9 protein-coding genes and 3 pseudogenes are annotated in these 12,962 nt (G+C 38.8%); 6 read left to right on the top strand and 6 right to left on the bottom strand.

The genetic code is table 11. The features are described 5' to 3' along the window. Positions 1-20 precede the first annotated feature (20 nt). The 4 genes and pseudogenes from HMPREF2887_RS01230 to HMPREF2887_RS10350 all read right to left on the bottom strand — a co-directional run bounded on the left by HMPREF2887_RS01230 (position 21) and on the right by HMPREF2887_RS10350 (position 4,603). Complete coding sequence (locus HMPREF2887_RS01230) at positions 21-1,259, bottom strand: aminoacyltransferase (protein WP_021001476.1); 1,239 nt, start codon at positions 1,257-1,259, stop codon at positions 21-23. A 12-nt stretch (positions 1,260-1,271) separates the two neighbouring features. After that, positions 1,272-2,486, bottom strand: a complete 1,215-nt coding sequence (locus HMPREF2887_RS01225; protein ID WP_021001477.1) for an aminoacyltransferase — start codon at positions 2,484-2,486, stop codon at positions 1,272-1,274. Further along, positions 2,486-3,271, bottom strand: a pseudogene (yidA, locus tag HMPREF2887_RS10355) (sugar-phosphatase); the annotation flags it as partial. The gene HMPREF2887_RS01225 and the pseudogene yidA, both read right to left, overlap by 1 nt. A gap of 13 nt (positions 3,272-3,284) precedes the next feature. After that, a pseudogene (locus HMPREF2887_RS10350) lies at positions 3,285-4,603 on the bottom strand (HD domain-containing protein). 207 nt (positions 4,604-4,810) lie between these two features. Here HMPREF2887_RS10350 and HMPREF2887_RS01215 point away from each other — a divergent pair. Together HMPREF2887_RS01215 and HMPREF2887_RS01210 are read left to right on the top strand one after the other, a co-directional pair. Next, positions 4,811-5,197, top strand: a complete 387-nt coding sequence (locus HMPREF2887_RS01215) for a YwiB family protein (protein ID WP_021001480.1) — start codon at positions 4,811-4,813, stop codon at positions 5,195-5,197. Between the two features lie 367 nt (positions 5,198-5,564). Beyond that, positions 5,565-8,258 carry a cation-translocating P-type ATPase gene (locus HMPREF2887_RS01210; protein WP_021001481.1) on the top strand — a complete coding sequence of 898 codons (2,694 nt, stop codon included), beginning with the start codon at positions 5,565-5,567 and terminating at the stop codon, positions 8,256-8,258. An 85-nt stretch (positions 8,259-8,343) separates the two neighbouring features. Here HMPREF2887_RS01210 and HMPREF2887_RS01205 read toward each other — a convergent pair whose 3' ends face one another. Further along, positions 8,344-8,634, bottom strand: a complete 291-nt coding sequence (locus HMPREF2887_RS01205) for a hypothetical protein (RefSeq protein ID WP_021001482.1) — start codon at positions 8,632-8,634, stop codon at positions 8,344-8,346. Positions 8,635-8,735: 101 nt separating this feature from the next. On the opposite strand from HMPREF2887_RS01205, the gene HMPREF2887_RS10655 reads away from it, so the two are divergent. Next, positions 8,736-8,846 carry a winged helix-turn-helix transcriptional regulator gene (locus tag HMPREF2887_RS10655; RefSeq protein ID WP_142350289.1) on the top strand — a complete coding sequence of 37 codons (111 nt, stop codon included), beginning with the start codon at positions 8,736-8,738 and terminating at the stop codon, positions 8,844-8,846. Positions 8,847-8,997: 151 nt separating this feature from the next. Continuing rightward, a pseudogene (locus tag HMPREF2887_RS01195) lies at positions 8,998-9,798 on the top strand (DUF2785 domain-containing protein). Here HMPREF2887_RS01195 and HMPREF2887_RS01190 read toward each other — a convergent pair. Beyond that, positions 9,795-10,652, bottom strand: coding sequence for a metallophosphoesterase (locus HMPREF2887_RS01190; protein WP_021001483.1), 858 nt, complete (start codon positions 10,650-10,652; stop codon positions 9,795-9,797). The pseudogene HMPREF2887_RS01195 and the gene HMPREF2887_RS01190 sit on opposite strands and share 4 nt — an antisense overlap. A 112-nt stretch (positions 10,653-10,764) precedes the next feature. Between HMPREF2887_RS01190 and HMPREF2887_RS01185 the strand changes: the two genes are divergently transcribed. Continuing rightward, the gene (locus HMPREF2887_RS01185) at positions 10,765-11,568 is read left to right on the top strand and encodes a Cof-type HAD-IIB family hydrolase (RefSeq protein WP_057489591.1); all 804 of its coding nucleotides are present in this window, start codon (positions 10,765-10,767) and stop codon (positions 11,566-11,568) included. Between the two features lie 204 nt (positions 11,569-11,772). Further along, positions 11,773-12,868 (top strand): peptide chain release factor 2 gene (gene prfB / locus HMPREF2887_RS01175; RefSeq protein ID WP_100069422.1). Its coding sequence is split into 2 segments (ribosomal slippage): positions 11,773-11,844 and positions 11,846-12,868, totalling 1,095 coding nucleotides; the frame shifts between segments, so codons are not numbered across the junction. The last annotated feature ends 94 nt before the right edge of the window (positions 12,869-12,962 follow it).

Raw genomic sequence — 12,962 nt, 5'->3', positions numbered from 1 at the left:
AAAAATCTGTTTGAGAGTTTTTAAGTGCGCCGTAGCAATTTTTTAATCAAACTGAGAATTTTAAATTTAAGTGGTTGTGGATAATAGCGGAAGGTGCCCATTTTGCGAACAATGTAGCCATTGAAATTTTGCTTGAAACGGAGCACGCCGTCTGAGCCATCGAAAATTCCAGTAATACCAAGAAAATTATAAAAAGGAATACCTCGCTTGATAGCTTCTTTCATGACGTATTCTTGGAGAAGTGCTGGGGCGTAGAATTTGTTAAATTCAGGATAGGAACCACTAAAGAGGTAAGTCGCTTCCTGTGGCGTATAGATAAAGAGGCTGCCTGCAAGAACTTGGTCTTCTGTTCCATATTTATCTATCAATTCTTGTGCTTCGGCTTTGCGTGTTTCAAAACTTTCAAATTGGCTAGAGAATTCACGCAGTTGATTGTGCTTCTTCTCTGACTGAGGATTTTTTTCTAAATCCGCTTCTAATTTTTGAATTTTTTGTCTGAGTTTTTTTTGATCATTTTGCAGATGTTGCAGATAATCTTGAAAATTAAGCGTTGCAATCATAAAGTCCGCTTGATTGCCAAAAGCATCGTAGAAATCTTGGTAGTAATCTAAAGGTTTATCACTATATTCACGCCGCTCGGAAGTAGCAGAAGTGATTTCCTTGAAAATATTTAATTCATCTCGCTTCAATTTTTTTAATTGAATGCCGAAAGTATTGGCTTTTTTTACAGTCGATTTACCATTTTTGCTGAAGGATTTGAGTAGATCTTTTTCAGTTAGTTCAGTCAGGTCTTTGACATAGTGCCAATCAGGTTCGCCGCCTGGATAACCTGTCTGCAAGCCATCAAATTCATAACCTAAGTCTGTCAACTCTTTTATCAATTCTGTTTTTTCGGGCGAGGTCGGCTGACCATTGCTGTCAAATGTTTGATAAGTTTCATAAGGTTTGACAATTAGCTCTAAAGCGCCATTTTCTTTAGCGTAGGTCTTAAGTTCACGGTAGAAATGCTGTAGGTCTTGAGGATTTGTTGAAACAGGGCCACAATTTATTTCCATGTGAAGTCCGCCTGTCATGGGCATACTGTAGAGCACAGCTGAAACAGTCACTTCGTCATGCTCATTTGTGTATCCTACATATTGACAAGTAAAGCCACGTTTTGATAAGAGCTTCTCCATTTCTACCGTCTGCATAAAAGAACGTTGAGCGCAAGAAGCGCTGTGTTTTACAAATTCTTCCTGACGAAGTTGTCTGAATGTCATACGATTCCTTTCTTAGTGTTTGCTACGGAATTTCTTTCTCAAAGTATAAGCAAGGTTAGAGAGATGATAGAGTGGATTGGTTGGCAAGTTAAACTCCCCGACAAATTCTTCAATAGTTGGATTGAACTTGGATTTAAAGTGATAAAGTCCGCCGTCTAAATCATTTTCAACACCACCCATGTTTTGCCAGTTCGCTCCACGGTCGAAGGCGTGCTTTGCAGTTTCATACCAAGTGAGGAGAGCTGGCTGGTAACGACGGTATTCTTCATCCATTCCAGCATAGATATTTTCAGAGGTAGCTCCATATTCTAGAACCAATGTCCCAGATAAAGGCACGGTTGTTACACCTTGAGCAATTTTTTCTGACAAGAAATCCATTTCTTCTTGCAGTCGTTTTTGTTCTTGCTTATTGTTTTCAATTTTACCAGGTTTAGTTTTTTCGGTGAATTTGCTGGCTTCTTTTTCAGCCTTGGCTTTTTGAGCTTGAAGACTTTCTAGACGCTCATTTAGGTCAATGCTTGCAAGTGTGATATAGGAATGCTCTGGGTAAGTATCAAGGAGTTTTTGATAATAGTCCTTCCCTCGTAAGTGAATACTCTTTCGATTCTCGGTTTTTTTCATCAAAGCAGAGAAATCATCTAAAAGTTCTTTGCCATCAAACTGGACTTGAATGCCTTTGTTTCGTGCAGTGCGAATGGCTTGTCGTGTACTTTTTGATAAAAGTTCTTCGCTGAAATTGTCCTTATAAATATTTGCTTGAAAACGTGGCTGAATCGTGTCATCAAGTGATTCTGTCCGCCCCACCCAAATCGCTCCAGCTTTCTGGAGATTTTGAATCACGTCAAGTGTTTCTTGCTGTTCTTTTCTGTCTTCTCCAATTTGAGCCTGCACGAGGAAAAGACTCGGATCAAACTTGATAAAAAGAGATTTTTTAGTTTTAGCAAATTGTTTCAAGGAAGTCAGGACAAATTGTAGTAATTCTTGATTCTGATAATCCATAATAGGACCGCGAGGAATATAAAGCATGGTCATGCCGAGCGGCAAAGGCTTGATGAGAATGCTGGCTGAGGCCACTAATTGGTTATTTTTGTAAAAGCCAATTCGTTCATTGTCCCAATTATCTTTGACCTTTGCCCAAGAAGCGCTTTGAAGCAAGTTGGTTTGAGAACTTGCCTTAACAAAATCATCGTGTTCTTGAACAGAAATTCCAATCTTATAAGTGTACATCAGTTTAAAACCCACTCTCTAATAGCGTATGCAACGCCGGATTCATCGTTTGATTTGGTGATATACTTGGCAATTTTCTTCAACGCGTCAGTCCCATTTCCCATTACAACAGGATTTCCCACGACTTCTAGCATTGCACGGTCGTTTTCTTCGTCCCCGATAGCCATAGTCTCCTCTTTTGTCAATCCTAATTTTTCCGTTAGATGCACGACTGCAGCCCCTTTATTGACAGTTTTTTTGACAATTTCTAAGTAAAAAGGTGCAGATTTCACGAGTGTGTACTTGTCGTACAATTCTTTAGGGAGTTTGGCGATTGCTTGATCCAAAATTTCTGGTTCGTCAATATACATGATTTTGACGATTTCTTTGTCTACCATCTCTTCTGGAGTGCGGTAGTAGACTGGCATATTGACCAGTCCGGCTTCGTAAACGGTATATTTTCCAATGTTACGGTTAGCAGTATAAATACCGTCCTTGGTGATAGCGTGCATGTGAACCCCTAATTTGCGACTGAGACATTCAATATCCAAATAATCATCGTAGGTTAGAGTTTCTTTGATATATTCTTCCCCTGTAACTGTATCTTGAACCAGCCCGCCATTGAAGGTAATGACATAATTTCCCGGCTCGTTTAGGTGTAACTCTTCAAGCAAATTTCTCACTCCTGGAATGGGGCGTCCAGTTGCAATGACAATCTTTACTCCAGCAGCTTTGGCATCTTGTACAGCAGAAAAAACTTCTGGTGTGACTTCTCTTTTGGTGTTTAATAAGGTTCCGTCAATATCAACGGCAACTAGTTTAATACTCATGTTCGTATGCTTCTCCATATATAAATTGGTCGTTTTGATATACGACAAGAAAGTTTTACTATTTTCGCTAAAAAGTCCAGCTTCTTTCAGCATCTCTTTTGGAAAATAGAAACGATTATCTCCATGTTTTGTGCCTGCTAACGATTCAACAATGGGTGACAAAGTGGATAATTCAGCGAGACTACCATCCTTTTGGATAATTTCAATCTGGGTGCGTGGCTTTTCGACATCTGGACGATAAAAATCATAAGGTAGGTCAAAATTACGATGAATAGCAGTATAGTAATCAGGGTCAAAGCCAACTTCTGCAACTAAATCCCGCATAACATTCAGATATTTCTCATTTTCTTTTGAAAAAATAATGGATTTAAAAACTTTGCGATTGATGAAACGCTGTGCTAAATCAGATAAAATCGTGTCAGGACTCGTCATCCAAATTTGGAAATAGGTATTCATCACACCATCATCAAGTGCTAAATAATCTTTCAAGGTCACTCGCTTTTCAAAGAAAGGAATAAGATTGGGAGAAGAGAGCGCAAAGTAGTCCTTCTGCTTTTCATAGAGAAATTTAGCTCGTTTGAGTAAATTCTGTAAGAGTACCTCCATCGCACGACTAGCAGGATGAAAATAAACCTGCATATACATTTGATAACGACTGACGACATAATCTTCTACAGCATGCATGCCGTTGTGTTTGAAAGCAATGCCGTTTTCAACAGGACAGATGACGCGTAAAATCCGTGTCAAATCAAATTGTCCATAAGAAGCGCCCGTGTAGTAGGAGTCTCGCAAGAGATAATCCATACGATCCACATCAATCTGACTGGAAATGAGCTGCACCACCTGTTTGTTTGGATAGGTGTGATTGATAACGCTGGCTACTTTTTCCGGAAAATCAGGCGAAACTTGAACCAGAACTTGGTTAATCTCAGTCTCTGGATTGGTGATAATCTGCCGTGTAATTTCCTCGTGGTCGGTATCAAAGAGACGCTCGAAAGTATGTGAATAAGCGCCGTGACCTACATCGTGCAAGAGGGCTGTTGCCATGACAAGTAAGCTTTCATGACGATCCCAAACCTCTGGATATTTTTCGTCAAAGATTTTTGTAATTCGTCTTGAAATCTCATAAGATCCAAGGCAATGCGAAAAACGGCTGTGCTCGCCTCCGTGGAAGGTATATCCAGAAGTTCCTAGCTGTTTGATGCGGCGCAGTCGTTGAAATTCTTTGGTGTTTATTAAATCATAGATGACTTGGTGATCCACATGAATATAATTATGGACGGGATCACGAAATACTTTTTCAATCATGGCTCTATTATACCACATCTCGTCTAGCAGTCCAAATAACAAAGTAATCTATAACCTCTGAAAATAGCGATTCAAACTTGCTGTTTCAATTCAAAACTTTTCCCATTTAGAGCAATGGCAAAATAAAAGTATAAGAAAAATGGGAGAAATATTTTTGATTTTCTGCTAAAATGAAAAAAGAAATAGGAAGACGAGGAAATTTAAAGAGTGAAAATTAGAATCCGAAATCGAATTCAAATGGATGAGCAAGTAGAGCAAATTGACCAAAGTTACGCTGTAGATTGGACTCAAAAAGGCGCTTATCATTATTTATTGTTTAAAAATGAAGAAGGAGAGAAGGTTGTGCTGAAGTTTCATGATGAAGAACTAGTCATGACACGCTTCTCCACCCCTAAATCCTTGATGCGATTTATCAAAGGGGGAGAAGCTTTGGTTGGGATTCCGACACCAATAGGCATGCAGCAATTTATCACGAAAACAAGTTATTACCAAGTTGATTTGAAAAAGCAGATACTTGAGCTTCATTATCAATTGAGAATGCCTGATGGCGAACGAACTTTTGCGGATTATCAAATGGAAATTTCGTGGAGGTAGAAAGATATGAAAAGAAACCTTCCTAGTTGAGTGATGACGGCTATTTTCATTATGAGCAGATTTATTTGGTTTTTTCTAACGAGAGGCGGTATGCTCTTTGATCTAGCAGAGACAATCATCTTAGCCATTGTTTTATTCATTTCGTCTTTTTATCTGTTCGGTAAAATAGATAAAAATTGACCTTTTTTTGCTTGAAAAAATTGAATAATTTGATATAATAAAAATACTCAAGGGAGTAGCTAGCGGGATATCCGTTACAAGGTCGTCAATACGAAAGCAATTTCCGGCCTTGTATGAAACAGCGAGACTTGTTGCAATAAACAGGTCTCTTTTTGTTTGTCAAAAAGGGATCAAAGGAGGAAATATTTTGTCAAAAGAACAAAAACGCCAAGCGTTTTATACGCAAGGTTCGGAGGAAGTTTTAAAAAATTTAGAAACTTCTGAGCAAGGTTTATCAAGCAATGAAGCCGCTAAGCGTTTAGACGAATACGGACGCAATGAACTGGATGAGGGAGAGAAAAAATCCCTTCTGATGAAATTCGTTGAGCAATTTAAGGATTTGATGATTCTTATTTTGCTGATTGCGGCTATTCTTTCGGTTGTGACTTCAGGTGGTGAAGATATTGCAGATGCGATTATTATCCTAGCTGTGGTCATTATTAATGCCATTTTTGGAGTTTACCAAGAAGGTAAGGCAGAAGAAGCAATTGAAGCACTCAAATCTATGTCTAGCCCAGCTGCGCGTGCGCTGCGTGACGGGCATGTGACAGAAGTAGACTCAAAAGAATTGGTCCCTGGAGACATCGTTATGCTGGAAGCAGGTGATGTGGTACCTGCTGACATGCGTCTTTTAGAAGCAAATTCTTTAAAAATTGAAGAAGCGGCTCTGACTGGCGAATCCGTTCCAGTTGAAAAACATCTGACTGTTGATGTAGCTGCTGATGCAGGTATTGGCGACCGTATCAATATGGCATTCCAAAATTCAAACGTTACGTATGGACGTGGAATGGGTGTCGTTGTCAATACAGGTATGTTTACAGAAGTCGGTCATATTGCTGGTATGCTCCAAAATGCTGATGAAACAGATACTCCACTCAAGCAAAATCTAAATGGTCTTTCAAAAGTGCTGACCTATGCGATTTTAATCATTGCAGCAATCACTTTTGTGGTCGGCGTATTTGTTCAAGGAAAAGACCCGCTGGGCGAATTGATGACATCAGTCGCACTTGCTGTGGCAGCAATTCCAGAAGGACTTCCTGCTATTGTGACCATTGTCTTGGCACTTGGCACACAAGTTTTGGCGAAGAGAAATTCCATTATCAGAAAGCTTCCTGCAGTTGAGACGCTTGGCTCTACTGAAATTATTGCTTCTGATAAGACGGGAACCTTGACCATGAACAAGATGACGGTTGAAAAAGTCTTTTATGACGGCAGTTTGCATGAAGCAAAACAAGATATTGACCTTGGACTCGACTTACCGTTGCTACGTTCCGTTGTACTTGCTAATGATACTAAAATTGACCAAGACGGGAAACTCATTGGTGACCCAACAGAAACAGCTTTTGTTCAGTATGCACTTGATAAAGGGTATGATGTCAAGGCCTTTTTGCAACAGTATCCTCGTGTAGCAGAGTTGCCGTTCGATTCTGAACGTAAGCTCATGTCAACCATTCATCCTTTGCCAGATGGTAAATTTTTGGTGGCTGTAAAAGGTGCGCCAGATCAACTCTTAAAGCGCTGTGTGGCTCGTGACAAGGCAGGCGATATTGCGCCGATTGATGAAGCAACGACTCAGTTAATTAAGGAAAATAATTCAGGTATGGCTCATCAGGCCTTGCGTGTTTTAGCTGGTGCCTACAAAATTATTGATGAAATTCCAGAAAACTTAACGTCTGAAAATCTTGAAAATGATTTAATATTCACAGGTATGATTGGAATGATTGATCCTGAACGACCAGAAGCTGCTGAAGCTGTTCGAGTGGCTAAAGAAGCGGGTATCCGTCCGATTATGATTACAGGTGACCACCAAGACACAGCGGAGGCTATTGCTAAACGCCTTGGAATTATCAATGATGATAGTAAAGACCATGTCATGACTGGTGCTGAGCTTAACGAATTGTCAGACGAAGAGTTTGAAAAAGTTGTTGGTCAATATTCTGTCTATGCGCGTGTATCTCCTGAGCATAAGGTGCGAATTGTCAAAGCATGGCAACATCAAGGCAAGGTTGTTGCTATGACAGGTGACGGTGTAAATGATGCACCAGCCTTGAAGACAGCCGACATCGGTATCGGAATGGGGATTACAGGGACAGAAGTTTCGAAAGGTGCTTCTGACATGATTCTAGCTGATGATAACTTTGCAACGATTATCGTGGCTGTTGAAGAAGGGCGCAAAGTATTCTCTAACATTCAAAAGACGATTCAATATTTGCTTTCAGCCAATACAGCAGAAGTTTTGACTATTTTCCTTGCAACTCTTTTTGGCTGGGATGTGCTGCAGCCGGTTCATCTTCTCTGGATCAACCTTGTGACAGATACTTTCCCAGCTATTGCACTAGGGGTTGAGCCAGCTGAGCCGGGTGTGATGACGCATAAACCGCGTGGTCGTAAGTCTAGCTTTTTCTCAGGTGGTGTCATGAGTTCGATTATTTATCAAGGGCTTTTGCAAGGTGCTTTGGTACTCGGTGTTTATGCTTATGCTTTGATGAATCCAGTTCATGTTGGTGACATGAGATCTATTCATGCGGATGCGTTGACCATGTCCTTTGCAACGCTTGGACTAATCCAGCTTTTCCATGCCTTTAATGTAAAATCTGTTTATCAATCACTTCTAACAGTTGGACCATTCAAATCTAAAACTTTCAACTGGTCTATTCTTGTTTCATTCATTTTATTGGCTTCTACCATTTTAGTTGAGCCACTAGAAGGAATTTTCCATGTAACAAAATTAGACCTCTCACAATGGGCAGCCGTTCTCATTGGAAGTTTCTCCATGATTATCATCGTAGAAATTGTTAAATTTGTTCAACGTAAATTAGACATGGATAAAAATGCTATTTAAGACAGAAAAGTCATCTTCGGGTGGCTTTTTTAATTGTCAAAGTATAATAAAAAATTGCCGTGAATACGACAATTTTAAGTCCTTATTACAAGCTATAAATACGGACATCTGAATCTTGTTTCCAAAGTGGTTGAAGTCCAACAAAAACATCATTTTTGAACATATCACTTTGTAGATAATTTTGAGCGTGCTCAACAGAGTCAAAACCATGTAAAACTTGCATATCTTCTGTGCGAATAAGTAAGTTCTTGCTCACAGCCCCTTCGATAGTATCTAGAAATGGCTTGCGATAGTCATTATAAACTTTCGCTACGGCAGGACGACTTTCATCCGGAATATCTAGAGTGATTTGTAAATATGCTTTAACTTGAGACATAGTATTAAGTTCCCTTTCCTTTTATTTGAATTTATTATAAAATAGTGCTATTTTAAATGCAATATGTTACCAAATTAGTGAGTAACTAACTATAAGCAGAAATGCTAGATATTACAGATACTGTTCTCTCTAGAACTTTGAAAGAATTAATGCAAAATAATATGGTAGAAAGACGACAATATAATGAAATCCTTGTGCGCGTTACTTATTAGTTGATAGAAAAAGCAGAGTCTGTGATACCAATTTTTGAAACGATATGTCAATGGTCAAAAAAGTATTTAGCACCTGATGATATTAATAATAGTATTTGTGGACAGTTTCCTAAACAGGATGGTGAGTTTTTCATCTTAGCCGAGGAATAAAATGGTAAGAATAAAAGATAGGTTACAGCAGAGGTTACTTGATAATCAAGTGCATTATGAAAGAGAAGAAATTCTTTGGATGTTAGATTATATCGGTCATCCTGATTATAAAATACGAGATGAGTTAATTTTTGTTTCTCTAGCTAGAGCCATACAAGAACAACTATTTACAAAGGATCAGTTTGATTTTGTAGTGATTGAGGCTCTAAAACGACAGGGACTCTTGTATAAAAAAGAAGAGGTTGGTCAAGCGACTCTGACTCGATCTTTTACGGCTTTATTATTCGCTAATTTGCTACATGCGGATGCTAAGAAAAATTCACTTTATTTTAAAAGGCTCTCTAGTCAGCAAAGAATGGCTCTATTTGAACAAGGACTGTCTTATTTGTTGTACGAAAATGATAGGATTGGTTATTCTGAAGAATATGGTTGGGTGCATGCCTTTGCTCATGGCGCAGATCTTTTAGTTGAGATTATTTGTCACCCAGATTTTCCTATAATACGAGTAAATGAAGTTCTTCAAGTACTAGAAAAGATTTTTAAAAGAGTGAATTGACGCTTTATCAGCGATGAGGACTGGCGTTTGGCACGGGTCATCTATCAGGCTATTTTAAATGAGAGACTCTCACAAACCAGAGTTGCAACTTGGTTAGCTTCACTTGATTTTCCACTAGAAAAACCAGTAGACTTTTTGCAATTTTCTAATGCTCGTTCATGCTTGTTAGAAGTTTATCTTCAGTTAGACAAAGAAAAAGCTCTCTCAGACGAGCTAAGAGAAGCTATTCAGTTGTTTTCGTACTAAATATCAAAAATGATAAGTGCATCTTCTAGTTCTTTTTGGAGGTGCTTTTTCTTATATGATTGGAAAAGAGATAAGTCTTTTACTGCATTATAGCGTTTGTGGAGACGGTACATTTGAGATATTTTGTATTGAGGATAATCCTCGAAGAATTGTTGGGTCAACTGCCATTCGCGGATGTAACCAAGAGGTCTTGTATGATAGCAGACGCTGTCAATCATTCGAGCGGAGTGGCGGTGGTGAAGATGACCAAAGACAACACCTTTCACACCATATTTGACAAAGAGCTCATGAAAGGCCTGATTACCCAGAAAAGTATTAAAGCGCTGAAAATAAGGGTGATTGTAAAGAAAATCTTTGTGAGGAACAAAATGCATAGCTAGGATAATAGGATCATTCAGAGAAGTCAAAATTCTCTCAAGTTGTTCTAGGGTCTGTTGAGTGAGTATAGGGTCATCAGTGTTGCGGTTCAATCGTCTATCAAACCAGAAAAATTGCTTGGTTCGTTTGTGTTCTTCAGGTGTTTTTTCGGGGACGAAGCCATAGTCATACCAACCTGCTAGGCTAATAAACTGAGTCTGTCCAAATGATTGTACATTGAAATTGTGCTGTTGAATGTCGTCTTCAGTCATTCCTAGCATGTCATGATTGCCTAAATTGTAAGAAACGGAGAAGGATTTTTTGAGCTTTTGTAAAAAAGGCAAACTAATGTGTTCAAAATCATTAGACAGATCCCCTGCAAAGTGAATGTGGTCAACTTTTTTCTTTTTTAGTAAATCAATCAAAATGGTGATGTCTTCATCGGTAAATTGGTTTGAATCCAAATGAAGATCGCTCATAAATGCTAAATTTGTCATGCTCCTAGTGTAGCATAATTAAGGTAGAATGAAAGAAATAAACATTTTCGTCAGAAATCGTAGGAAAGTTTAAGCCTTTTGGTGTAAAATAGAAGTAAGTGGAGGTCTGCAGATGATAAAATTAGTAGCATTTGACATAGACGGTACATTTCTTCGCTCTGACAATACCTATGATGTGGAGTGCTTTGAGAAAATTTATCGAGCATTGCAAGACAAAGACATAAAAGTGGTCGTCATTTCAGGCAATCAGTATGCTCAACTGGCTTCATTTTTTCCAAAACATCAGGAGGAGTTGATCATTGTTTCAGAAAATGAAGCACTAATTTTTGAGGGTGATAAGCTATTACGAGAAGCAAAAATTGCTAGAACAGAGCTTGAAAAAGTTTTAGATGTGCTTGTGTCAGGAGACTTAGAAAATGCAACAACTCTTTGCGGACTTCATTCTGCTTATTTGCTCAAGTCAGCACCCAAACAGTACAAAGAAGAAATTGCAATTTATTACCATGCATTGAAAGAAATTTCTAATTTTCAGGATTTGCCAGAAGATGATTTTGTCAAATTAGCCTTATTGGTGCCAGAAGAAAAAACAAACCAACTTCTTGAAAAGTTGAATCAAGCTACTGGTCAACTCGTTCAGGCAGTTTCAAGCGGACACGGTTCAATTAATATTATTCAAAGAGGTGTTCATAAAGGCTCTGCTCTTGAATTCCTTAATCGGCATTTTGATATTTCACCACAGGAGATGATGGCTTTTGGCGACGGTGGAAATGACCTAGAAATACTAGCTTATGTAGGTCACAGCTATGCGATGGCAAATGCTCCTGAAAAGGTCAAGAAAACAGCAATGTATCAAGCACTAAGCGATCAAGAATCAGGCGTTTTAGAAATTCTAGAGCGAAAGGTTGTAAAGAGGTGACTATCATGAATGTCATTTTGACGTATCTAACCTCTTAATATTTTTAGCCAGACGGCAACCTATCTAACAATCATGTAACAAAGAACGAAATTTCTTGATTCAGAATTAGAAATTTTATACAATAACTATTATTGGACTCTGTCAGAAATTAGAAAAAAATACTGACTTGTGATATAATAAAATGATATGTGAAAAGAGGTAAGTATGGATATTTCAGAAATTCGTCAAAAAATTGACGCAAATCGTGAAAAATTAGCTTCTTTCAGGGGGTCTCTTTGACTTAGAAGGCCTGGAAGAAGAAATTGCAATCTTAGAAAATAAGATGACAGAACCTGATTTTTGGGATGATAATATTGCGGCGCAAAAAACATCTCAAGAATTAAACGAACTCAAGCAAACCTATGATAACTTCCAGCAAATGGCTGATTTATTTGACGAATCAGAGATTTTGCTTGATTTTTTAGCGGAGGATGATTCTGTACAGGAAGAGTTGGAAGAAAAATTAGCAGAGTTGGAAACAAAAATGACCAGCTATGAAATGACACTCCTCTTGTCGGAACCTTATGATAATAACAATGCTATCCTTGAAATTCATCCAGGCTCTGGTGGAACAGAAGCTCAAGACTGGGGGGATATGTTGCTGCGGATGTATACACGCTTTGGCAATGCTCATGGTTTCAAGGTTGAAGTATTGGACTATCAAGCGGGAGATGAAGCGGGGATTAAGTCTGTTACCTTGTCTTTTGAGGGTCCTCATGCCTATGGTTTGTTGAAATCTGAAATGGGAGTTCATCGATTGGTACGCATTTCGCCATTTGACTCAGCTAAACGTCGTCACACTTCTTTTACTTCAGTGGAAGTCATGCCGGAGTTGGATGACACGATTGAAATTGAGGTGCGAGACGAAGACATCAAGATGGATACTTTCCGTTCCGGTGGTGCCGGCGGACAAAATGTCAACAAAGTTTCAACTGGTGTTCGTTTAACCCACATACCAACGGGAATTGTGACACAATCCACTGTTGACCGCACACAATATGGAAACCGTGATCGGGCAATGAAATTGCTTCAAGCGAAACTCTACCAAATGGAGCAAGAAAAGAAAGCAGCTGAAGTGGATTCCTTAAAGGGAGACAAAAAAGAAATTTCTTGGGGAAGTCAAATTCGCTCTTATGTCTTTACTCCTTACACGATGGTCAAAGATCATCGGACAGGCTTTGAAGTCGCACAGGTCGACAAAGTCATGGATGGAGATATTGATGGCTTCATCGATGCCTACTTGAAATGGCGGTTAAACTAAATATTAAATTTACGAGAGTGGCATAGACAACTATAATTGCAATGCAATCATGGTCACTTCTCCCACTCCCTCAACTATCTTACGAAAGGAACTC

It is taken from the genome of Streptococcus sp. HMSC071H03 (genome assembly GCF_001813035.1).
In the GTDB taxonomy this organism is placed as follows: domain Bacteria; phylum Bacillota; class Bacilli; order Lactobacillales; family Streptococcaceae; genus Streptococcus; species Streptococcus anginosus.
Note: the sequence above shows the minus strand (reverse complement) of the source record. Positions and strands in the feature narration are given on the sequence as shown.